Source organism: Pedobacter sp. D749 (assembly GCF_019317285.1).
Taxonomy (GTDB): Bacteria; Bacteroidota; Bacteroidia; order Sphingobacteriales; family Sphingobacteriaceae; genus Pedobacter.
The window spans coordinates 4,896,794-4,917,624 of sequence record NZ_CP079218.1; the positions used below are offsets into that span (position 1 = coordinate 4,896,794).

Consider the following 20,831-nt stretch of genomic DNA (forward strand, 5'->3'; position numbering starts at 1 on the left):
CGTCATCTAGACTGGAACGCAGTGAAATGGAGAGATCTGACACGATAGATTTCTCGACTTCGTTGCACTCCGCTCGAAATGACGACAATTCGAGTGGAGCTTTATATTGGAAGTTTAGCAAGGCCAGGGCCCAGACTTACGAAGTTTCCCCGGCACATGGGCCTCTTGAAACTTCGTAAGTCTTCGTTGCTAGCTCAAATGTTTTTTTACAATTTCTTCTAACGCAGCAATATCAAATGGTTTCGACAGGTAACTATCTGCGCCGGCTTCATCGGCTAATGAAGATATATCATTATTGGCCGAAAAATAAATTACCGGTATATGCTTTAAATCAGGATGGCTTTTTAAAGCTCTGGTTGCCTGTATTCCTCCCAGATCGGGTAACCAATTATCCATAAAAATTAAATCAGGCATATATGCTGCAACCTGTTCTTCTATATTATTGGCATTTTCAGATGTCTTTATCTCATACCCGGCATCTTCCAAAATAAATGTACAGAGATCAAGGATATCCCTATTATCATCAAAAACAAATATTTTTTTTGTAACTATCATATTAACCTCCGAAAAAGCAATTAATCATTTAATTTATTTATATAATCAGCCATATCGTGGCTATCCAATATTACATGCGGCTTAACATTAATAACCGCCTGTTGTGGCATATACGGCATTATGGCCGAATTTGGATTCTGTATAACTACGCTACCACCATAATTGTTTACACTTTTTAACCCCTCTACCCCATCAGCATTAGATCCTGAAAGTAAAATACAGACTAGTTTTTCTTTAAAAACCTCAGCTGCTGATTGAAAGGTAACGTCAATTGATGGTCGGGAATAGTTTATTTTTTCAGAGTAATCTAAAGAAATACTTCGGTCTTCCTCTATCAGCATATGGTAGTCTGCAGGTGCTATAAAAACTTTGCCCGGTATTAAAAATTCCTTCTCCTCTGCCTCACCAACGGCCAATGTTGTCCGCGATTTTAATAAATCGGTTAACAGAGATTCGTTACTTGCCTTACGGTGAACCACTAATATAATAGGAAAACGAATATCGTTGCGTAAGGCCGGAAAAATTTCGAGCAAAACATCTAAACTACCGGCCGAACCGCCAATAATTAATGCACTGCAAGTGGTAGAACCTATAGTTTCCGCCATATTTTCTCCATTTTAACCCTTTTGTATTCTTTGGCTTTCGGCCAAAACTCCAAACTTTCTTTGCTGCCCAGAGCAAGATAACCCAATTTTTCTATACTACCATCAAATAGGTTAAATACTTTATGTTGCAATTCTTTATCGAAATAAATTAAAACGTTTCTACATAAAATTAACTGAAACTCATTAAAAGAATGATCAGAAGCCAGGTTATGGGTAGAAAAGATCATCTTCCGATTTAAACTTTCATCAAATTTAGCCAAAGAGTAGTTCGCGGTATAATAAGTAGAAAAATCTTTTAAGCCTCCTGATTGCAAATAGTTTTCGGAATACTGCTTTAAATATGTTAATGGAAACATGCCTTTTTTTGCTTTTTCTAAAACCGATGGATTAATATCAGTAGCATAAATAAGTGATTTATGAAGCAAATTAAGTTCTTTTAAAACAATGGCAAGCGAATAAGCTTCTTCTCCGGTAGAGCAGCCAGCCACCCAAATCCGGATAAAAGGATAGGTGCCGAGTACCGGAAGTACATCATTCCGTAAAGACTTATAAAAGGAAGGATCGCGGAACATTTCGGTAACATTAACCGTAATTTCCTCTAAAAAACGCTTGAAGTATTGCTTATCTGTTTTAACCGTATAACGAAATTCGGCGAAACTCACAAAATTATCCATTCCATAAAGGCGTATAATCCTTCTTTTTATCGATGCATGGGAGTATTCCAGAAAATCATAACCGTGATTTTCTAAAACATCATTCAATAGGATTTCTACCTGCTCATTATCTATCGCGTCACTGATCACCGGCTATTTAGTAAAATTTTCTATTTGCATTAGTAACTCGTCAACATTTATTGGTTTTGAAACATAGCCCGAAGCACCTGCGTTTAAGCAACGCTCCTTATCGCCTACCATGGCCTGGGCGGTTACGGCTAAGACAGGGATATTCTGCATTTTAGCCGATTTCTTCATTACAGCAATAGCCTGATAACCATCCATATCCGGCATCATCATATCCATTAAAACAATTGAAACATTATCATGCTTTTCTAAAATGGAAAAGCCATCTTTGGCACTTATAGCAGATAAACAATCAAAACCTTTGGCCTTTAAAACAGCTTTTAAAGCAAAAATGTTTCGGTTATCATCATCAATTATGAGAATTAATTTTTGAGGCATAAAAATAAAATGGGTTATGATGTATGATGATTTTCGTATAACCAAACTCTTAATAACGAGATCAGCTGATCCATATCTACTGGTTTGCTGATGTAATCGGATGCACCTGCAGCAATACATTTTTCACGATCACCCATCATCGCTTTTGCGGTAACAGCTAAAATTGGCAGGTTGCGGTATTTGATATCCTGTCTGATGGCTGTTGTAGTTTCATAGCCATCTAGTTCCGGCATCATCATATCCATTAAAACAACATCAATTTCGGGATTTTCATTTAATAGTTTCAGGGCTTCCTTACCATCTATGGCGGCCACTACTTTCATCTGGTGCTGCTCTAACATTTTGGTTAAGGAGAAGATATTGCGCACATCATCATCCGCTACCAGAACCGTTTTTCCAACCAATACATCCTGTAGTTCGGAAAACTTTTTAGGTGTTTTGTTTTTCTCCTTGCTTTTTTCTTCTACCAGGTGCAGGAACAGGCCTGCTTCATCCAGAATACGTTGATAAGAATGTGCCGTTTTTACCACAATCGAATCAGCATATTGTTTAATCCGGTTTTCTTCTCCTTTTGAAAGGTTTTTGCCAGTAAAAATAATGATTGGTAAGTTCTCTAAACCAGGTGTTTTCTTAACTACGTCAAGTGTTTCGTAAGCATGCTTATCCGGAATGCCCATATCTAAAATCACACAGTTAACCTCTGGCTTATGCAAGGCAGAAACACCTTCGTTTACCTGGTTGACAATTTCCGTCTGGATATTAAAATTGCTTAGAAAATAACTTAACGCCTTGGCATGCTGTTCATTTTCTTCTACAATAAGTACTTTTTTCGGATGACGGCTTAAGGCATGCTCCAATTTTGAGAATATCTCTTGCATGTGCTCAAAGGCAAAAGGTTTATTAATAAAATCTACCGCGCCTTTTAACAAGCTTTCTTTCTTAACCTGCAAAGAAGACATAATGTGTACCGGAATTGGGCGTGTTGAAGGATCCGATTTTAGCTCTTCCATTACCTGCCAGCCATCTTTAACAGGGAGTTGGATATCCAGTAAAATAGCAAGCGGCTTAAAAGTCTTCGCCATTTCAATCCCTACATCACCGCGAACAGCAACCAAACCTTTATAGTTTCTTTTGCGTGTAAAATCTAGAAGTGTCTTAGCAAAAGGCGTATCGTCTTCAACAATAAGAATTACCTTATCGTCAGGTTGAATGTTATCGCGATCGTCCTCAATTTCTTGCGGAATATTGTTAACCGTTAAATGGCTAACTTTTTTTACCGGAGCCTCTAAGGCCATTACCGGTTTATCTTCTTGGGGTACTACACCTTCAAAACCTTTATTTTTATCAATGGGTAGGGTAAGTGTAAAAATACTTCCTTTCCCCTCCGCGCTTTTTAAATCAATATATCCGCCTAACAGTTTAGCCAGCTCTCTGCTAATGGAAAGCCCCAGACCTGTGCCACCAAACTTGCGGCGCGTAGAGCCGTCGGCCTGTTGAAAGGCTTCGAATACCATGCCTTGCTTTTCGGGCGCAATACCTACACCTGTATCGGTAACTTTAAATACCAGCGCACCTAATTTTTCATTTGTATTGATATTCAGGGTTACCGTACCTACTGTAGTAAATTTAATGGCATTTGAGAGCAAGTTTTTAATAATCTGCTCCAGGCGCATTTTATCAGTATGAAAAAACTCAGGAACTTCTGCCGATTTTTCGATCACAAAGTTCAGGTTCTTATCTTTAGCTAAAGGGTTAAATAGCGAACGCATGCCGGAAATGATTTCGTCAACCTGAATATTTGTCCGGTCGAGTTCCATTTTACCTGCCTCAATTTTAGAAAGATCCAGAATTTCGTCTATTAAACTTAAAAGGCCCTGACCTGAGCTTTGAATAACTTCTGCGTATTCCTGATGCTCAGGATCCATAGCCTCATTTTCGGCCATTAATCTTGATAATAACAAGATTGAGTTGAGTGGTGTTCTTAACTCGTGCGACATATTGGCCAAAAACTCTGATTTGTACCTTGTACTCAACTCCAGTGCTTCTGCCTTTTGTTGAATTTCTATATTGCGCTCTTCTATCAGTTCGTTCTTTTCTTCCAGTAAGCTGCTTCTTTCTTCCAGCTCCTGGTTACTTTGCAACAGTTCTTCTTGCTGTACACGTAATTCTTCTTCACTGGCCTGAAGTTTCTGTGCCTGTGCTTCGAGTTCTGCATTTAAACCTTCCAGCTCATTATGCTGAACCTGCAGTTCTTCTGATTGCGCCTGTGTTTCTTCCAACAATTGCTGCAGCTTTAGCCTGTTCTGTGCGCCTAACAATGCGGTACCCACATCAGATAAAACCAGGTTTAAAAAGTGCAATTGCAGATCGCTGTATTTACCAATTGTACCTAATTCTAAACCACCTATTGAAATTTCATTTCTAATAATTGGGAGCACAATTACCTGTGCTGGTTTAATATTTCCAGTGGCATGCGTAATGGTTAAATCGTTCTGCGGAACATCGTCCAACAATATTGGCTTACCTGATTTAACCGCCTGGCCAATTAAGCCCTGGCCAAGTTCTAAACTTTGGGTTAGATTTTGTTTCTTTAAAGCATATTGCCCCTTTAAATGCAGGTATCCATCATCTTTAAATAAATAAATGGCCCCTACCTGGCTTTTGGTATAATTAGCCAAAAATTCGATAATATCTTCTGCCAGATGAAAAACGTCTTTTTCGCCAACCATTTTCACGTTTAGGTTAGCAACGCCTGTTTGCAGCCATTCATTCTCTTCTAAAGTATCGAAAGATTTTTTCAATGAATATGACATGGTATTCAGCGACTCAGAAAGTTCGCCAATATCATCCTGGGTTTGGCTATCGAGTTTTACACCATAATTACCATTAGAAATTTGATAGGCAATTTCCTTAATGGCAGCAATACGTTTCTCCATCTCGTATTTTTTATCTTCAATTTCCTGCTGAAGTTTAACACGTTCATCAAAATCAATTGATACTCTCCGATAAAAAAACAAGGTGATAAGAATAGCAAGGAGCGCTGCAATTAAAATCAGAATCGGGGTATAAGAGGTAAGTTTATTTAATTCGTTGGTTCTTTCTTCCAGAAGCCTTTTCTCTTCAGTTACTATTTTACTTACAACAGCCCTGGCCTCATCCATATAAACCTTGCCCTGAAATAAAACAGTCGGATCAATAGCACCGCCCAAAGTTTTAATCTCTATGGTGGATTTAATGATATCCAATCTTTTAAAAAGAATATTTTTAAGTGTTGCTATATTTTTTTGCTGAATGCTATTATCTTTTGTATCAAGTTCAACTTTCTTTAGTATCAAAGCAGCCGAATCGCTGGCACCATAATACGGGGTTAAAAATGTTTTATTCCCGGTTAATAAAAAACCCCGCTGACCTGTCTCGGCATCTTTTAAATAGGATATAATATTCTCAGCATTTAAAATAACCTCGTCGCTATGTTTAACCAGGTCGGTGCTTTTAATAAGGTTGCCGATACTTACATAAGAGGCCAGCGAACTGATAAATAGAATAATTAGCGATAAGCCAAGGCCTAAACGTAAATTACTTTTAAGAGTTGTTTTCATTATATGGATTAAGGATAATTAAATTTGATTTTTAAGGACTTCTTCTTCTGTAGTAGGGATAATAAAATAAAATTCAGAACCTTCATCCGGCACACTGTTTACACCGATTGTGCCTCCATGACGGTTAATGATTTCTGAACAGATATACAAACCAATCCCCAGTCCGTTAAAGCGGTTACTGTTATCTTCTACCCGATAAAATTTATCGAAAATTTTATGCTGCTGTTCTTTTGAAATGCCTATTCCAAAATCTTTTACAGCCACATAAAGTTTTTCATCTTTAATGTGTGTGATTACATTAACCTGATTGGTACCCGGGGCATATTTAATGGCATTGGTAATAAAATTGATGACCACCTGCTCCAGGCGCATTTCATCACCAAATATCATTTCGTCTGTTTTGCCCAGTTTACTGATCTTAAAATCGGGATTAGATTGCTGCAACATTTCTATCGCATTATTTACCATGTTATCAGCACAAAAGCTTTTCATGTTAAACTTCATTTTTCCACTTTCAATTTTTGAGATATCGAGCAGATCGGCAATTAATTCGTTTAGTTTTTCGAGTTGGATACTCGCCTTTTCGAGATGATTCTGCGCCATGGTTTTATCATCCCTGTTAATACTACGCTGCAACAACTGGATATAGCCCTTTACACTTGTTAAGGGCGTTTTAAGTTCATGGCTGGCTATGCTGATAAATTCGTCTTTTTTATGTTCGGCCTGTTTCCTGAATTCAATTTCTTCGAGCAGTTTTTCCTGTACCTCGTTAAGCTTTCTATTCTGCTCGTAAATGCGATAAAACGTTTTTATTTTAAGGAGCAGCACATTAATATCAACTGGTTTGGTGATGTAATCCAATCCACCGCTCAGGTATCCTTTTGTAATAAATTTTAACTCTGTATTTACTGCAGAAAGAAATATAATGGCGGTATCTTTTGCCTTGCTAAAACCAGAAATGGCTTCAGCTACCTCAAAGCCGTCCATATCTGGCATTTGCACATCAAGAATAATCAGGACGTAATTATTTTTTAATACTTTTTTCAGGGCTTCTTCGCCAGATGATGCGGTATCAACCTCAAAATTGTGTGCCTGGAGTACTTTCTGTAACGAGATCAGGTTTTCAGGCCTGTCATCAACTATAAGGATCATCTTTATTAAAACAAATAAGAAGCCGGGATAATTAGTTTGGTTTTGAGATAAAAACCTCATTAACTGTAAACAAACAGTTCGCTTTTAAAAAAGTTTTGATTTTTTTATAAATTACTTGAATTAAAAGTATCTCCCTGTTTAATATCTCCTGTTTCAAAGCCTTTTTTAAACCAATACATCCGCTGCGCAGAGGTACCATGGGTAAAAGAATCGGGTTTAACTTCGCCTGTTACCTGTTTTTGCAATTTATCATCGCCTATGGCATTGGCAGCCGTTAGCGCTTCTTCTATGTCGCCTTCATCCAATTTAAAATCTTTAAGGTTCTGGGCATTGTGTGCCCAAAGTCCCGCAAAAAAATCGGCTTGTAGTTCTAATTTTACCGATAAACGATTGTATTCTTTTTCGCTAACCTGGCCACGTGCCTGGTCTAACTTTTCCGAAATTCCCAATAAATTTTGAACGTGGTGGCCAACTTCATGTGCAATTACGTAGGCCTGGGCAAAATCTCCGGCAGCACCGAAACGGTTTTTTAATTCATCATAAAATGATAAATCGATGTATACTTTATGGTCGCCAGGACAATAAAAAGGACCAACCGAAGATTGCGCATAACCACAGTTGGTTTGTACACCATCTCTAAACAACACTAATTTAGGATTTTCATAAGTTTGATTCATTTTTTGAAATTCCTGCTCCCACACTTCTCTGGTAGATTGCAGAACGTTGGATACAAAGCGACCTTCAGCATCTTCTGGAACGCCAGTTTTTGCTTCGGTTTGCTGCCCGGTACCTTCCCCAGGCAATTGACCAACTAATCCTGTCAAATCTTTTCCGAAGATAAGCCCCAATACCACTACAATGATACCGATACCGCCACCCAGGATCGTTTTGCCGCCACCGCCAGACCGCCTGTCTTCTACATCTTCACTTCCTTTACCAAACCATTGCATAATTTAATTTTTTAATTTAATGATTAACCTTAATTATGGGATAATTGTTATGCTAAAGTATAAATTATTTTTATTGATTTTTTCTTTTGCGCTTTGACAAAAAAAGAAGCCAAGTTTAAAACCTGACTTCTTGTATAATCTCCTTTATTCCTGAAGGATAAACTAGCTATTAAAAACAGCTATTGCTTTTGCTATTCTTGCTTTAGTTTCTTCTGCGCCTAACAATAAGGCTATATCGAATACCCCTGGTCCAAATTTACCACCCACCAGCATAATGCGGAAAGGCAACATCAATTCGCCCGGTTTAAACCCTTTTTCTTCGGCCAGGGCTTTAAAAGCTGTTTCGGTTGTAGATGCATCAGTTAATGTTAAGCTATCGGCGAAACTGTTAAAGAAATCAGCTTTGTCGGCTGTCCATTTTGGTTTTACCGAATTCACATCATATTCTGCCGGTGAAGTAAAGAAATAACTACTCTGCGCCACAAAATCTGGCAATAAAGTACAGCGGTCTTTAATTAGATCGATAACCGTATTTAGAAAAGTATCATCGTTAACTTCAATACCTGCTTTTTCGAGCTCAGTTTTAACGCCCGGTGCTAAACGTTCGGCGCGCTCCGCTTTGATCCACTCATGGTTATACCATTTGGCTTTTTCGAAATCGAATTTTGCGCCTGCTTTACTAATTCTTTCTATCGAGAATTTTTCTTCCAGCTCTTTTAAAGAAAATAGCTCCTGGTCGGTACCATCATTCCAGCCTAAAAGTGCCAGCATATTAATAAAAGCTTCGGGCATGAAACCCATTTCTTTAAATCCCTTGGTTATATCGCCTGTTTTAGGGTCGGTCCAGTTCATGGCATAAACCGGGAAACCTAAACGGTCGCCATCGCGTTTGCTTAATTTTCCATGTCCATCTGGCTTTAAAATTAAAGGCAAGTGTGCCCATGCAGGCATATCCGTTTCCCAGCCTAAATATTTCCAAAGTAAAATATGCACAGGTGCCGAAGGCAACCATTCTTCTCCTCTAAAAGCATGACTAATTTCCATCGCCTTATCATCAACTACAACAGCTAAATGGTAGGTTGGCATTCCGTCGGCTTTTAACAATACCTTATCGTCAACTAATGAGGTTTCGAAACTTACGTCACCACGGATTAAATCATTAAAATGTACAATTTCATCGGCTGGCACCTTAATACGGATCACGTGTGGTGTTTTGGCCGCTAATAACTCTTCAACCTCATTAATGGTAAGGGTTAAAGAATTGCGCATCTGCATACGCGTGGCCTGCCCATATTGGAAATTAGGAATTTCTTTACGTTTGGCATCTAAATCTTCAGGGGTATCGAAAGCATAATAAGCGTAACCATCGCTAATTAACTGTTCGGCAAATTTGCGGTAGCTGGGTTTGCGTTCGCTTTGACGGTACGGGCCATATGCGCCTGGGCGTGCAGGACTTTCATCTGGCGTAATGCCGCACCAATCTAAACAGTTCACAATATATTGTTCTGCGCCTTCTACAAAGCGATTTTGATCGGTATCTTCTACACGAAGTACAAAAGTTCCATTATTTTTTTTGGCAAACAAATAATTGAACAATGCAGTGCGCACACCGCCTAAATGCAAACCTCCGGTTGGGCTTGGGGCAAATCTTACTCTAACTTTTTTATCCATGGTTGAATTGTTGAGCGGTTGGCGTGAGGCGTAAAGCGCATAAAACGCCTATCCCCATACGCAAAGCGCAAGACGCTACAAAGATATATTTTTCATCCATTTTATAGCGTTTTCATCTGTGATGAAGCTACCATGCATTCAAAATGATTGTTACACGGTTGTGAAAAAGCATAATGGTTTTATGATTTTTCCGTTTTGTTATTGTAATTTGGCTAGCTAAAGCATGAATCCTTATCAAAAGAAACGCCGTTGGAAGTTTTTCCTTCTCATTTTTGCCATCTTAATTGGCATTGCATCAGTATTTTACACCGATTCTTTTGTAAAAAAAATGGAACGCGAAGAGGCAGACCAGTTTCACCTTTGGGTGCGGATTCAGGAACGGGCCATGTTTCTTTATGACAATGATGATTACCGTGATGTGGTGGAAACTGTAAGAAAAAACACCAAAACCCCTGTAATCATGATCGATTCTGCCGGAATGATTACTTCTTTTTTTGGCTTAGACAGTACTAAAACCAATTACCCTGTTGCAGATACTAAACTCACTTACGATAGTTTATATTTTGTAAGGCAGTTGAGGCAGATGAAAGCCCAGCATCCACCTGACGAAATGAATATTTTTGGCAGAAAATTTAAGGCATACTATCGCGACTCTTTCATTTTAACGCAGTTGAGGTATTTCCCCTACATTCAAATGGGGGTTATCTTCCTTTTCCTTTTAACCGCTTATGCGGCATTCAGTTCTGCACGGAAAGATGAACAAGATCATGTTTGGGTAGGTTTAGCCAAAGAAACGGCACACCAATTGGGTACACCGATATCATCGCTCATGGCCTGGACAGAACTGATGAAATCTAAATTTGATGCAGAAGATGATCCCCTGATTGCCGAAATGGAGAATGACATTAAACGATTGGAAATTATTACCGACCGTTTCTCGAAAATCGGTTCAAAACCTATACTTGAAGACCATACGGTTTACATTGTAGTGAGCGATTTTATCCGTTATTTTAAAGTGCGCACTTCAGACAAGGTTAAATTCAGCATCACCGGAGATGAACAGGTAAGGGCAATGTTAAACGTCCCATTGTTTGATTGGGTGATTGAAAATCTTTTAAAGAATGCGGCAAATGCCATTGAAAATGAAGGCTCTATTTCCATCAATATCATAGAAAATTTAGCCAAAGAGCAGGTTTTTATTGATGTGAGCGATACCGGGAAGGGTATTCCAAGATCTAAATTCGATGCGGTTTTTCAACCTGGCTATACCACACGTAAACGCGGCTGGGGTTTAGGTTTATCGCTCACCAAACGTATTGTAGAAAATTACCACAGCGGAGAAATTTTTGTAAAAGACTCCGAACTGGGCAAAGGCACAACTTTTAGAATAATATTAAAAAGCAGTTTAAGATATGAACCGACCACAGCCTAACGAATATCCTACCTGGGGAGAAACCTATATCAGCAAAGTTGATGGAGATATTTTCGAAATTTTAAATGAACAGGTTCAAAGTCTTCCGGCATTGTTCAGGGCGAACGCCGATAAAGCTGATTATGCCTATGCAGAAGGCAAATGGACACTAAAAGAAATGTTAGGCCATATTATTGATGCTGAACGTGTTTTTGCTTACCGGATTACCTGTTTTGCCCGAAAAGAACAGCAGCCCTTACCGGGTTTCGAGGAAGATGACTATGTACTGAATGCCTGCTTTGCCGAACGCGATCTGGAAGACCTGATTGAAGAGTTTGCTTCATTACGAAAAGCCAATTTATACCTTTTTAAATCTTTAAACGACGACGAATTAAACAGAAAGGGAGTTGCTTCAGGCAGAGAAATTAATGTAAAATCTATTTTGTTTATTGCGGGTGGCCATATTATCCATCATGTTTCTATTTTAAAAGAACGTTACCATGTGGTTTAAAAACTTTACCGTTGATGAGTTGAATAATCGTCCTAAAAATCATTTGGGTGCGTTACTCGATATCCGTTTTACCGAAATTGGCGAAGATTTTCTTATTGGCACCATGCCTGTTGATGAACGTACACACCAGCCTGCAGGCATATTACATGGAGGCGCTTCGGTAGTTTTGGCCGAAACTCTGGGCAGCATTGCTTCTTATATGTGCATAAACCCTGAGAAATATGTTGCTGTTGGTTTGGAAGTAAACGCTAACCATTTACGGCCTGTAAAAAGCGGTTTGGTAAAAGGAATCTGTAAACCTTTACATATTGGGGCTAAAACTCAGGTTTGGGAAATTAAGATCTATGACGAACGCGGAAAGATGAACTGCATTAGCCGCTTAACGGTTGCGATTATTAATAAGCCGCTGTAATCTGCAGTCAGATGGTAACATCTGACAACACAAGAATCAAGAGAAGTCAAGTTTAATAGCGTTGTTACTATTAAACTTGACTTCTCTGCTGATTAAACCTTGTTATTGTCAAGCCATTTCTTTTCTACCACATAAGAAACAATCAGACCGAGTCCACCGAAAATTCCGATGCAACCAAAGTAAATAGCTACAGCCTGTCCTTCTTCACTATGGGTCATGTCGCTGCCAAACACCCCTCTAACTGTGAAGAGTGCAACTAATAAGCCAAGTCCTAAGCCAACCAACAATAAACCGAACTTTAAGCTTAAAAACGGTTTTGGCGTTGCCTTATGCACACCCGGATCGATCCCCCTTTCGATCATTGCCATTTTCTCTTTATTTGATAAATAACGAATTCCGAATACCATTGCGAATGCGCCTAAAAAAAGTGAGATTGGGACTAATATTTGAGCTTGCATAATTATAATTTTTAATTTGTAAATATTCTATTGTTTAATTGAACCGTGTTCTGTGTATTATGACTACATACTTTTTAATCAGGTTACACCCTTGCTGAAAAAAAATCGATAGCTTTATAAAACATTCAAAATTTCCTTGTACAGTCAGTTAAAAAATATAGACATCTTTAAGCCACTCACTAACGAAGCTTTAGAAAGGTTAGCTGCTGTTTCCAGGCAGGTAAAACATCCTAAAGGAACGATTTTAATCCATGCAGATAAAACCGAGCCTTATTTTTATATCCTCGAAAGTGGCATTGCCAGAGCTTATTCCGATGGTGAGAACCAGCAGATAACCTTTTGGTTTGGACAAAGTGGTACTGTTCTTTTTTCTTTTAACAGCTATATTAATAATGGTCCGGGGTATGAGAACATTGAACTGTTGGAGCACTGCAGTTTAATCCAAATCAAGCTAACTGATCTTTTTTTGCTTTACAACCAACATTTAGAAATTGCCAATTGGGGCAGAAAAATTGCAGAACAGGAGTTAATTGCAACTGAAAGAAGATTAATCGAAAGGGCTTTTAAAGGCGCAACAGAACGTTATCAGGATTTTGTAGATCAATCTCCCGAACTAATTAAAAGAGTAGCTTTAAAACACATTGCCTCTTACCTGGGTGTAACACAGGTTACCCTAAGCAGAATAAGAGCCGCTCATAAATAAAATGACTTTTTAACATTTGTAAAATGTTGCCCGATAAATGTGCCTTAAATTTGCATAAACACATTTATCATGAACTGGATTATCTTAATTATTGCCGGCCTTTTTGAGGTTGGATTTACCACATGCCTTAAATTATCGAACAATTTTTCGAATATAAAATGGAGTGCAGCATTTTTTCTCTGCATTACCTTAAGCTTTTTATTGTTAAACAAAGCCACTCAAACTTTACCCATGGGAACCGCATATGCCGTTTGGACGGGCATTGGTGCCGTAGGAACGGTAATTATTGGGATTTTTTACTTCAATGAACCAGCAACCTTTTGGCGGATCTTTTTTATCTGTACCCTGATCGGTTCTATTGCCGGCTTAAAATTTTTCGCTTCACATTAGTGGATAACTTGCGAAGTTTATAAGGCCAAGAGCACAAGCAAAACTTCGCAAGTTTCGCCGGGGCCTAGCGCAATGCACATGTCATTAAGTTAAGGTTTAACCACAAATGCACACAGATAAACACGGATTTTTATATCTGCGTGCATCCTTTTTATCTGTGGTTAAATTATTTTCTCCTGTGCCAATGGCTTAATAATGACATTGGGGCAACGCTTCATCCGGTGCTAGTTGGCAAAAACAGCATTTCATTTTTTGGCTTTGCAAGTGCACACACTATGTTTAAACCTGATTGCGGCGAAATCCTTTTTGTTGTCACCCTGAGCGTAGTCGAAGGGGAACAAAAAGATTAAGCCAAAAGCAGGACTACCCGCCTCCATGAAAAACTGCCCTTTCCTTTTCAAAATACAAGAAAAATCAAATTTAAACACTCATTTCTTCCCAAACTCATAATAAATTGATGTTTCACGTGTAACCTGTTTATCTTTAATGTAGTCTTACAGCTAAAGATGGAGCAAAAACCTACAGATTTAGAGCTGATCCAAAAAGTACTGAACGGCGAAACCGATCAGTACGCTTTGTTGGTGAAACGCCATCAGCGATTTGTATTTACACTTGCTTTAAGATTTTCCAAAAACAGGGAAGACGCCGAAGAAATTGCCCAGGATTGCTTTGTAAAGGCATATAAAGCATTAGGCACCTTTAAACAAACGGCTAAATTTAGCACCTGGCTGTACACCATTACCTATACTACGGCCATGACTTTTTTAAGAAAAAACCGTTTAGACACCACATCAATACATGATGAAGGTACCGTATTACAGCTCGAAAACCAGACTTCCAGCTTTAACGCTAATGGATATGAGCGACAGGATAGCCATGCTTTTTTGAATAAGGCCATTGCCCAGCTTTTACCAGATGATGCAGTTATTATTACGCTTTTTTATAAAGGCGAACAGAGTTTAGAAGAAATTGGCGCAGCATTGCACATGGAACCCAACACGATAAAAGTAAAGTTGCACAGGGCCAGGCAAAGACTTAAAGAAAAATTACAATATTTGTTAAAAGATGAAGTAAAGGAGTTACTATGAATACAATAGAACAACAGCTTTGGGATTATATAGATGGAAATTTAGATGAATCCTCGAAAAAAGCCATCGAAGAAAAAATTGCATTAAATGCTGAGGTTAAATCGCAGTATGAGGATCTGCTAAAACTTAATTTAGTATTTGACGGGCTGGACCTTGATGAACCCTCTATGTCTTTTACCCGAAACGTAATGGAAAGCGTTGCCATGGTTCCTGCACCGGTGGCCATGAAAACCAAGGTGGATAAAAAGATTATTTACGGTATTAGCGGCTTTTTCGTGATCTCTCTGCTAGCCTTATTGGGTTATGTATTTTATAACGTTAGCCTCGAATTGCCCAAATTTGATTTGAAGGTGAATCTAGACTTCAACTTAGAGAAATACATTACACCTGCGGCTATTTATACTTTCCTTTTTGCAGACCTGGTAATTGGATTAATTTTTCTCGATCAGTTTTTAAGGAAGAAAATTGCTCAGAAGTAAGATAGCCTAAACAGCTCACGCAGATCAAAATGATTTACGCAGATTTATATTCATCTGCGCCTTTAGCGAAATCTGCGGGAACTCAGCAAGATAAATTTTAACCCAGAGTTTTTAAAATCTCCAATCCCTTTGGCCACTCACCAAAGCCCGCGGCGGCATTAATATGTCCGACATTACCGATATTAATAAACTCACTTCCCCAATTTTCAGCAAAAAGCTCAGCTCTTTCTAACGTTACCCATTCATCATCAGTACTGGCTACAACAATGGTTTTAAAGTAGATCTTATCCAAAGGTACACGATCAAAACCAGGCGTATCAAAATTGTACTTTGGTGCTTCTATATCACTTGGCGCAACCAATAAGGCACCTTTAATTTTCTTTTGGTAAGCTTTTGCCCAATTGGCAATGGCTGTACAGCCTAAACTATGACCGATTAAAACCACATCATCCAAATTATATCCGGCGAGTGCCGATTCTATGTTTTCAATCCAATCCTGATTTGCTGGTGTATCCCATTCCTTTTGGTTAATGCGGATAAAATTATCTCCTGATTTTTCGAAGTAAGTTTGCCAATGGTCCGGGCCAGAATTGCCTAAACCAGGAATGATGAAGTAATAAGTCATGATCTGAGGTAAAAAAATTAAAATAAAAAAGGCCGCCATCACAAGAAAGCAGCCTTCTCTGTAAATATGATAAATAAATTAAATTACTTTCACATTAACGGCGTTTAAGCCTTTTTTACCGTTAGCAACTTCGTACTGTACTTTGTCGTTTTCACGGATTTCGTCGATAAGACCTGTTGAATGAACAAAAATTTCGCTATCTCCATTTGCAGGTACGATAAAGCCAAAACCTTTAGTTACATTGAAGAATTTTACTGTGCCTTCTTGCATTGTATTAAATATTAAAATTAAGTATGCAAGGTAAGTTTTAATTTTTAAAATCAAAATAAATTTTAACATTTTTTTAACGTTAAAATTTTGTAAATAGCAGATTACTAAGGCTTTTTAATTGCCTTCCCAATTATTGTTAAAGTAATTTCACTATTATGCGGAATCCCGAGTGTTGTTCCCGGAGCCACATCAAAGAGGTTTCTAACATAAATATCAGCTATTCCCTGGGCCACCTTTTTTTTTGCTTCAGCATTCTCAGGAAGCACGTTGTAAACCGTTTTTACATGGATCCCACCTTGAAAATCTACAACCGCAGCAACCTGGTAAGCGAAATCTTTATAAGCCCTGTCTATCCGGATAATATACTGCGGAAACATATAATCATAAGCCTCGGTTCTGTTATTCGTCCGGTCTACCGTACTGATTTTTTCGACCCTTACAATTTTGCTTTTAGGAATAAATTGAACCGGGTTTGTAGCGGCAAAAGCACTATCACTATTGGCGTTAACCTGAGCAGATCGTTTCTCTATAAAAGCAGTATCGGCCTTGGTTGGTTTTTGCAGATCGGCAGCCTTGGCCTTCAAATTATTTTTAATATAATCCTGTGCATAAAAAGTCATATTTACATCCGAACGGACATCTGAAGCGATTACTTTTCCATCAACCTGGATCCTTTGAAAAACCAAACTATCTTTACTGATGTGTTTTACCTTAAAAAATTCGGCTGCGAAGTTATATACATTGCCATGATCGTACTGCAGGTAAAAATTCTGCATCCTATGTTTCTGCGGGCTCCAGGCCGACATGGTGTCTTCTTTAACTACCTGGATTATCCATGATGGCTTTTGCATAAAACCCTCCTTATTAAAAGAATATCCATCCTTAAACCGGCGTTTTACTTCAACATAACGGATGCCTTTAACAGGTTCAAAAGTAAAATCCCGAAGTGTTGGATCGCTGGTTTTAGTACCCATTTTACAGGCACTGAGCATGAGCACAAAAAAGGAAAAATATATTGTATTTTTAATCATTTTAACAAAATATTGGGCTAAAATAAGTTTTTTTAATCAGAGCTAAACATGCTTGTTACAGATGGGGTCTACCTTCTGGTTTGTTTTTTCACCAGGATTACATTAGCAACTTTACGCTGCCCTCCATGGTCCCATTTTTTATTATCTGTCGGATAATTGACTACACCATCATCGGGCATTCCATTTACCCACAAAGTGGTAGAGCCGCCGCCATCGAAATTTATAGCAGAAGTACATCCCAACCAGCGCATTAATCTGGTCAGTTCGAACAAACTCATGCCTGCTGACTTTTCGTTTCTACCATCAACGGTCAATAAAATTACCCTTCCATTCGGTTTTATACCCAGGCAGGTACGGGGATGGCGTAAGCGGTTAAAACCAGCGGTATCTAAAGTTTCATCAACATGGTTTAAAGTTAATAACGGGCCGTTTAGTAAAACATTTTTTTCACTCAGCTTCGTTTCCCAATCAGCTGATCCATCCCATTTTTTGATTGAAATTTTTCCATTTTCAATCACAACCGCTGCTTCCTGATGCCTGGCCCTATTTCCGTTTTTATCCAGGCGATTGGTATTAATGGTTTTTTCATTAACGCGAACAAAATCTACCGAGCCTCCATTTTTTACATCGAAAAAATTGCCGTTTACCGCAGCAATAGCCGTATCTCTTAAACCAAAATTACTGGTAGTGATGAGTTCCTTTTCTTCTGCACAAATGGCAAATAAAGCCTTACATCCGGTGTTTTTTATTTCTAAAAACGAAATATTTTCGTTAGCAGCGAAAAGGTTTTTCTGATCAAAATGATGTCTGAATAAAATTACCTGTTTGGCAATCTTGTTTCTCTGCCATTTAGCTTTTACAAGGGTAATAGAGTCGGCATTTTGGCCAAAGGCTGAGAAACAGGAGGTAAATAATGCAAGTGCACAGAAGAGTTTTTTAAGCATAACCTTATTTTGGTATAAAATTAAAAAACTGTTATGTGGTTTAAGTTAAAGCATCAAGAATTATACAATATTTTAAACCTCGCAGGTTTTAAAAACCTGCGAGGTTTGGTTGAAAAAAAAGCGGAACGATCAATTTAATGATCTGCTCCGCTTCTTTGAATTTTGCATTAGAGAATGATTGAATGGGTGAGTTGCTATTCAATCATTCTCTAATTACATCCTCCACTAATTATTTCTTCGGATCTAAAATATCTTTAATTCTGATATTTAAATCTTCGTAGTGCGCTTTTGTAATGGCATCGCCTGCTGCTGCCCTGGCTTTTGTAGTAGCCAATAAGGTTTTTAGCTCTGCTCTAACCAGCGGTCTGATATCTGATAAACCTACATTGATTGGCGTTAAACCGTAACTCGCAGCATAATCTACCGGAAAACCAACAGGAAGATCCGAATCTTTGGTCATTAAATCCTGCAAACGGTCTACATATGCACGTTGTAAATTACGTTTAAAAGCATCTGCTCTTCCAGCAACAAAAACCGACGATCTTAAATCAGTAAATAACTCAGGCAAGGTATATGCTTTTGCGGCGCCGTTTTTAGTTTCATTATCTAACAAACGAGCGATACGGGATGCTGATAGCAGGTTACCCAAAGTATTCGTTTGAACACCTTTAATCCGGTTTAAAAGCACTCCATTATCGAATTTACTTAATTGATCGTTGCTGATTAACCAAAGTGGGGTAGTAAATAATTGTTGTTTGAAAAAAGCAACAGCTTCTTTTTGTTTTGTTTTTGGCAAGTAAGCATAAACTGGTCCTTTTTGATCGTAGGTTTTAAAATTTTCGCTTAAGCCACCAACATTTGTTGCCACATGCCCCATATAGCGGTTAAACTGGCCAACAATTTCAGTATAAATTTCTTTCAAATCGCTGTAATCTTTTCCTTTTTGATAGGTCCATTTTTCTACGTTCGGAAGAATACGTTTTAAATTCGCAATACCATAAGCACTCGCTTTCATCGCATTGTCGCCCAAATCTTCGCTCTGCAAACGAGGATCTAATGAAGTTCCCTGACGGCCATAGAAATACAAAGGATTACCTGCATTTTTTAAGGTCCACTGATCTAAAATTTCTTTTTCCTGTTCTGCAGTTTTATTTCCGGGAATCCAGGAATATCCCCATTTCACTACCCATTTATCGTATTCTCCAATTTGAGGATGAAGTTTGGTTACGCCATCGCCAGGTTGAGCAATGTAATTAAAACGCGCATAATCCATAATTGATGGTGCGGTGCCATGTTTATCTGTAAACGTTTTTGAACGTAACGAATCAACCGGGTAAGCGTAGCTTGAGCCAAAGTTATGTGGCAAACCTAAAGTATGGCCAATTTCGTGCGAAGAAACAAAACGGATCAATTCGCCCATCTGTGCATCGGTAAATTGCGCTTTACGTACTTCAGGATTAATAGCTGCTGTTTGTACAAAGTACCAGTTACGCAATAGGTTCATTACATTATGGTACCAACCAATATGCGTTTCTAAAATCTGACCGGTACGAGGATCGCTAATGTGCGGGCCGTAAGCATTTGCAATATCTGAAGCAAAATAACGAACTACAGAATATCTGGAGTCTTCTACGCTAAACTGAGGATCTTGTTGCGGTGTTGGTGCTTCTTTACCCATTATCGCATTTTTAAAACCAGCGGCTTCGAATGCTACCTGCCAATCGTTAATCCCCTGGATCAAAAACGGCACCCATTTTTTTGGTGTTGCAGGGTCAATATAAATTACAATAGGTTTTACCGGTTCTACCAGTTCACCACGTTTATAAGCGTTTGTATCTTTCGGAACCAGATTCCAGCGATGAATATAGGCGGTGCGCTCTGCCCTTTGTGCGTTGCTTCCATAATCAATTTGAGATTGACCAAAAAAACCAACTCTGCTATCCATTATCCTGGCTTTTACAGGGATTTTAGGCAATAACAACATCGATGTATTAAACTCGAAAGTAACAGCTCCATTACTATTATCTGTTGGAGATTCTACTGCACGGTATGTTTTAGCTGTTTTTACTTCGATGTTGATCGGAAAGGTTTTTACTGTATCAATATAAGAACGTGACGCATCGTATATCGTAACTTTATAAGCTTTACGGATCTGATCTGTAGCGCCAATTGCCATTACATCACCATTATAAAAATCGGTAACATCAATTACAACGCCAGACGTATCTTTATTATACGCTTTAATTTCAAAGCTGGCTAAAATCTGTGCAAGATTAGAGTTTTGAACCGATTCGTACATATCGCTGTTCGGATCGGCCTTAGTTGAATAACTTGGTACGCGGATGTAAACTTGTTTTCCCCTGCGCTCCCATTTCCATACTTGCTCGTTCAATTCTTCACCACCATATTGCTGGTTGCCCACTTTTACGTCGGCTGGCGCTTTTGCCAAACGGGTAACTACAAGCATTTCACGATTGATCATCGAGTCTGGTATCTCAAAATACCATTTATCGTCTACTTTATGTGTTTTAAATAAGCCATTAGTTGTCGTGGCTTTTGCAGTAATTACTTCAGAAAATGGTTTGATTCCTTCTTTTTTGGGGGCTGCTGCCGGGGCTGCGGCTGGAGTTGTTGGAGTGGCTCCTTTAGTTGTTTTAGATTTTTTCTGGGCATATACCGAACCTGATCCGGCTACACCAAGTGCTACGATACCTGCGAGGGCAAGTACCTTAAAATTTTTCTTCATGTGTTATAAAGTTAGTTTGCTTGGCAATAAGAGGTTAAAGTTAAAGTGTTGTT

At 38.5% G+C, this 20,831-nt stretch carries 21 protein-coding genes; 7 read left to right on the forward strand and 14 right to left on the reverse strand.

The window, feature by feature from the left end:
• Positions 1-189: 189 nt before the first annotated feature.
• From KYH19_RS20010 to gltX, 8 genes are all read right to left on the reverse strand, one after another.
• A complete protein-coding gene (locus KYH19_RS20010; RefSeq protein WP_121285242.1) occupies positions 190-555 on the reverse strand; it encodes a response regulator in 366 nt (121 codons plus the stop codon).
• 20 nt (positions 556-575) lie between these two features.
• Complete coding sequence (locus KYH19_RS20015) at positions 576-1,160, reverse strand: chemotaxis protein CheB (RefSeq protein WP_219076385.1); 585 nt, start codon at positions 1,158-1,160, stop codon at positions 576-578.
• On the reverse strand, positions 1,145-1,963 hold the full coding sequence (locus KYH19_RS20020) for a protein-glutamate O-methyltransferase CheR (protein ID WP_219076386.1): 819 nt from the start codon (positions 1,961-1,963) through the stop codon (positions 1,145-1,147). The genes KYH19_RS20015 and KYH19_RS20020 overlap by 16 nt, the downstream gene beginning before the upstream one ends.
• Positions 1,964-1,966: 3 nt before the next feature.
• Positions 1,967-2,338 (reverse strand): two-component system response regulator, encoded by a 372-nt coding sequence (locus KYH19_RS20025; protein ID WP_219076387.1) that lies wholly within the window; start codon positions 2,336-2,338, stop codon positions 1,967-1,969.
• 14 nt (positions 2,339-2,352) lie between these two features.
• The gene (locus KYH19_RS20030) at positions 2,353-5,937 is read right to left on the reverse strand and encodes a response regulator (protein ID WP_219076388.1); all 3,585 of its coding nucleotides are present in this window, start codon (positions 5,935-5,937) and stop codon (positions 2,353-2,355) included.
• 18 nt (positions 5,938-5,955) lie between these two features.
• Positions 5,956-7,089 (reverse strand): hybrid sensor histidine kinase/response regulator, encoded by a 1,134-nt coding sequence (locus KYH19_RS20035; protein ID WP_219076389.1) that lies wholly within the window; start codon positions 7,087-7,089, stop codon positions 5,956-5,958.
• 104 nt (positions 7,090-7,193) lie between these two features.
• Positions 7,194-8,039: a neutral zinc metallopeptidase gene (locus tag KYH19_RS20040; RefSeq protein ID WP_219076390.1), complete on the reverse strand. Its 846-nt coding sequence runs from the start codon at positions 8,037-8,039 to the stop codon at positions 7,194-7,196.
• A 162-nt stretch (positions 8,040-8,201) separates the two neighbouring features.
• Complete coding sequence (gltX, locus tag KYH19_RS20045) at positions 8,202-9,710, reverse strand: glutamate--tRNA ligase (RefSeq protein ID WP_219076391.1); 1,509 nt, start codon at positions 9,708-9,710, stop codon at positions 8,202-8,204.
• 223 nt (positions 9,711-9,933) lie between these two features.
• On the opposite strand from gltX, the gene KYH19_RS20050 reads away from it, so the two are divergent.
• Genes KYH19_RS20050 through KYH19_RS20060 form a run of 3 tightly spaced genes read left to right on the forward strand, consistent with a single transcriptional unit; the run spans position 9,934 to position 12,044 of the window.
• Positions 9,934-11,142: a HAMP domain-containing sensor histidine kinase gene (locus tag KYH19_RS20050; protein ID WP_121285252.1), complete on the forward strand. Its 1,209-nt coding sequence runs from the start codon at positions 9,934-9,936 to the stop codon at positions 11,140-11,142.
• Positions 11,123-11,632 (forward strand): DinB family protein, encoded by a 510-nt coding sequence (locus tag KYH19_RS20055; RefSeq protein WP_219076392.1) that lies wholly within the window; start codon positions 11,123-11,125, stop codon positions 11,630-11,632. The genes KYH19_RS20050 and KYH19_RS20055 overlap by 20 nt, the downstream gene beginning before the upstream one ends.
• A complete protein-coding gene (locus KYH19_RS20060) occupies positions 11,622-12,044 on the forward strand; it encodes a hotdog fold thioesterase (protein WP_219076393.1) in 423 nt (140 codons plus the stop codon). The genes KYH19_RS20055 and KYH19_RS20060 overlap by 11 nt, the downstream gene beginning before the upstream one ends.
• Positions 12,045-12,136: 92 nt before the next feature.
• Here the strand turns inward: KYH19_RS20060 and KYH19_RS20065 are convergent, their stop codons facing one another.
• Entirely contained in the window at positions 12,137-12,502 is a 366-nt protein-coding gene (locus tag KYH19_RS20065; RefSeq protein ID WP_255562480.1) for a DUF6249 domain-containing protein, read from the reverse strand.
• Positions 12,503-12,638: 136 nt separating this feature from the next.
• Here KYH19_RS20065 and KYH19_RS20070 point away from each other — a divergent pair, with 136 nt between their 5' ends.
• The 4 genes from KYH19_RS20070 (at position 12,639) to KYH19_RS20085 (ending at position 15,162) form a co-directional block, all read left to right on the forward strand.
• Complete coding sequence (locus tag KYH19_RS20070) at positions 12,639-13,205, forward strand: Crp/Fnr family transcriptional regulator (protein WP_219076394.1); 567 nt, start codon at positions 12,639-12,641, stop codon at positions 13,203-13,205.
• Between the two features lie 69 nt (positions 13,206-13,274).
• Entirely contained in the window at positions 13,275-13,595 is a 321-nt protein-coding gene (locus KYH19_RS20075) for a multidrug efflux SMR transporter (RefSeq protein ID WP_121285256.1), read from the forward strand.
• Positions 13,596-14,101: 506 nt separating this feature from the next.
• The gene (locus KYH19_RS20080; protein WP_132395923.1) at positions 14,102-14,683 is read left to right on the forward strand and encodes an RNA polymerase sigma factor; all 582 of its coding nucleotides are present in this window, start codon (positions 14,102-14,104) and stop codon (positions 14,681-14,683) included.
• The gene (locus tag KYH19_RS20085) at positions 14,680-15,162 is read left to right on the forward strand and encodes an anti-sigma factor (protein ID WP_219076395.1); all 483 of its coding nucleotides are present in this window, start codon (positions 14,680-14,682) and stop codon (positions 15,160-15,162) included. Before KYH19_RS20080 ends, KYH19_RS20085 begins: the two co-directional genes overlap by 4 nt.
• 97 nt (positions 15,163-15,259) lie before the next feature.
• Here the strand turns inward: KYH19_RS20085 and KYH19_RS20090 are convergent, their stop codons facing one another.
• The 5 genes from KYH19_RS20090 to KYH19_RS20110 form a co-directional block, all read right to left on the reverse strand.
• Complete coding sequence (locus KYH19_RS20090) at positions 15,260-15,787, reverse strand: alpha/beta hydrolase (RefSeq protein ID WP_219076396.1); 528 nt, start codon at positions 15,785-15,787, stop codon at positions 15,260-15,262.
• A gap of 78 nt (positions 15,788-15,865) precedes the next feature.
• Positions 15,866-16,057 carry a cold-shock protein gene (locus KYH19_RS20095; RefSeq protein ID WP_025141747.1) on the reverse strand — a complete coding sequence of 64 codons (192 nt, stop codon included), beginning with the start codon at positions 16,055-16,057 and terminating at the stop codon, positions 15,866-15,868.
• Positions 16,058-16,161: 104 nt separating this feature from the next.
• Positions 16,162-17,088: a hypothetical protein gene (locus tag KYH19_RS20100; protein ID WP_219076397.1), complete on the reverse strand. Its 927-nt coding sequence runs from the start codon at positions 17,086-17,088 to the stop codon at positions 16,162-16,164.
• Between the two features lie 68 nt (positions 17,089-17,156).
• Entirely contained in the window at positions 17,157-18,032 is an 876-nt protein-coding gene (locus KYH19_RS20105; protein WP_219076398.1) for a phosphodiester glycosidase family protein, read from the reverse strand.
• A gap of 229 nt (positions 18,033-18,261) precedes the next feature.
• A complete protein-coding gene (locus KYH19_RS20110; protein WP_219076399.1) occupies positions 18,262-20,778 on the reverse strand; it encodes a zinc-dependent metalloprotease in 2,517 nt (838 codons plus the stop codon).
• Between the last annotated feature and the right edge of the window lie 53 nt (positions 20,779-20,831).

Bases quoted from the DNA above. Each gene is read 5' to 3' on its own strand.
- KYH19_RS20080 (WP_132395923.1), top strand. From the start codon at position 14,102: ATGGAGCAAAAACCTACAGATTTAGAGCTGATCCAAAAAGTACTGAAC.
- KYH19_RS20075 (WP_121285256.1), top strand. From the start codon at position 13,275: ATGAACTGGATTATCTTAATTATTGCCGGCCTTTTTGAGGTTGGATTT.
- KYH19_RS20015 (WP_219076385.1), bottom strand. From the start codon at position 1,160: ATGGCGGAAACTATAGGTTCTACCACTTGCAGTGCATTAATTATTGGC.
- KYH19_RS20030 (WP_219076388.1), bottom strand. From the start codon at position 5,937: ATGAAAACAACTCTTAAAAGTAATTTACGTTTAGGCCTTGGCTTATCG.
- KYH19_RS20105 (WP_219076398.1), bottom strand. From the start codon at position 18,032: ATGCTTAAAAAACTCTTCTGTGCACTTGCATTATTTACCTCCTGTTTC.
- KYH19_RS20100 (WP_219076397.1), bottom strand. From the start codon at position 17,088: ATGATTAAAAATACAATATATTTTTCCTTTTTTGTGCTCATGCTCAGT.
- KYH19_RS20060 (WP_219076393.1), top strand. From the start codon at position 11,622: ATGTGGTTTAAAAACTTTACCGTTGATGAGTTGAATAATCGTCCTAAA.
- KYH19_RS20010 (WP_121285242.1), bottom strand. From the start codon at position 555: ATGATAGTTACAAAAAAAATATTTGTTTTTGATGATAATAGGGATATC.
- gltX (WP_219076391.1), bottom strand. From the start codon at position 9,710: ATGGATAAAAAAGTTAGAGTAAGATTTGCCCCAAGCCCAACCGGAGGT.
- KYH19_RS20065 (WP_255562480.1), bottom strand. From the start codon at position 12,502: ATGCAAGCTCAAATATTAGTCCCAATCTCACTTTTTTTAGGCGCATTC.
- KYH19_RS20095 (WP_025141747.1), bottom strand. From the start codon at position 16,057: ATGCAAGAAGGCACAGTAAAATTCTTCAATGTAACTAAAGGTTTTGGC.
- KYH19_RS20050 (WP_121285252.1), top strand. From the start codon at position 9,934: ATGAATCCTTATCAAAAGAAACGCCGTTGGAAGTTTTTCCTTCTCATT.
- KYH19_RS20110 (WP_219076399.1), bottom strand. From the start codon at position 20,778: ATGAAGAAAAATTTTAAGGTACTTGCCCTCGCAGGTATCGTAGCACTT.
- KYH19_RS20040 (WP_219076390.1), bottom strand. From the start codon at position 8,039: ATGCAATGGTTTGGTAAAGGAAGTGAAGATGTAGAAGACAGGCGGTCT.
- KYH19_RS20055 (WP_219076392.1), top strand. From the start codon at position 11,123: ATGAACCGACCACAGCCTAACGAATATCCTACCTGGGGAGAAACCTAT.
- KYH19_RS20085 (WP_219076395.1), top strand. From the start codon at position 14,680: ATGAATACAATAGAACAACAGCTTTGGGATTATATAGATGGAAATTTA.
- KYH19_RS20090 (WP_219076396.1), bottom strand. From the start codon at position 15,787: ATGACTTATTACTTCATCATTCCTGGTTTAGGCAATTCTGGCCCGGAC.
- KYH19_RS20025 (WP_219076387.1), bottom strand. From the start codon at position 2,338: ATGCCTCAAAAATTAATTCTCATAATTGATGATGATAACCGAAACATT.
- KYH19_RS20035 (WP_219076389.1), bottom strand. From the start codon at position 7,089: ATGATCCTTATAGTTGATGACAGGCCTGAAAACCTGATCTCGTTACAG.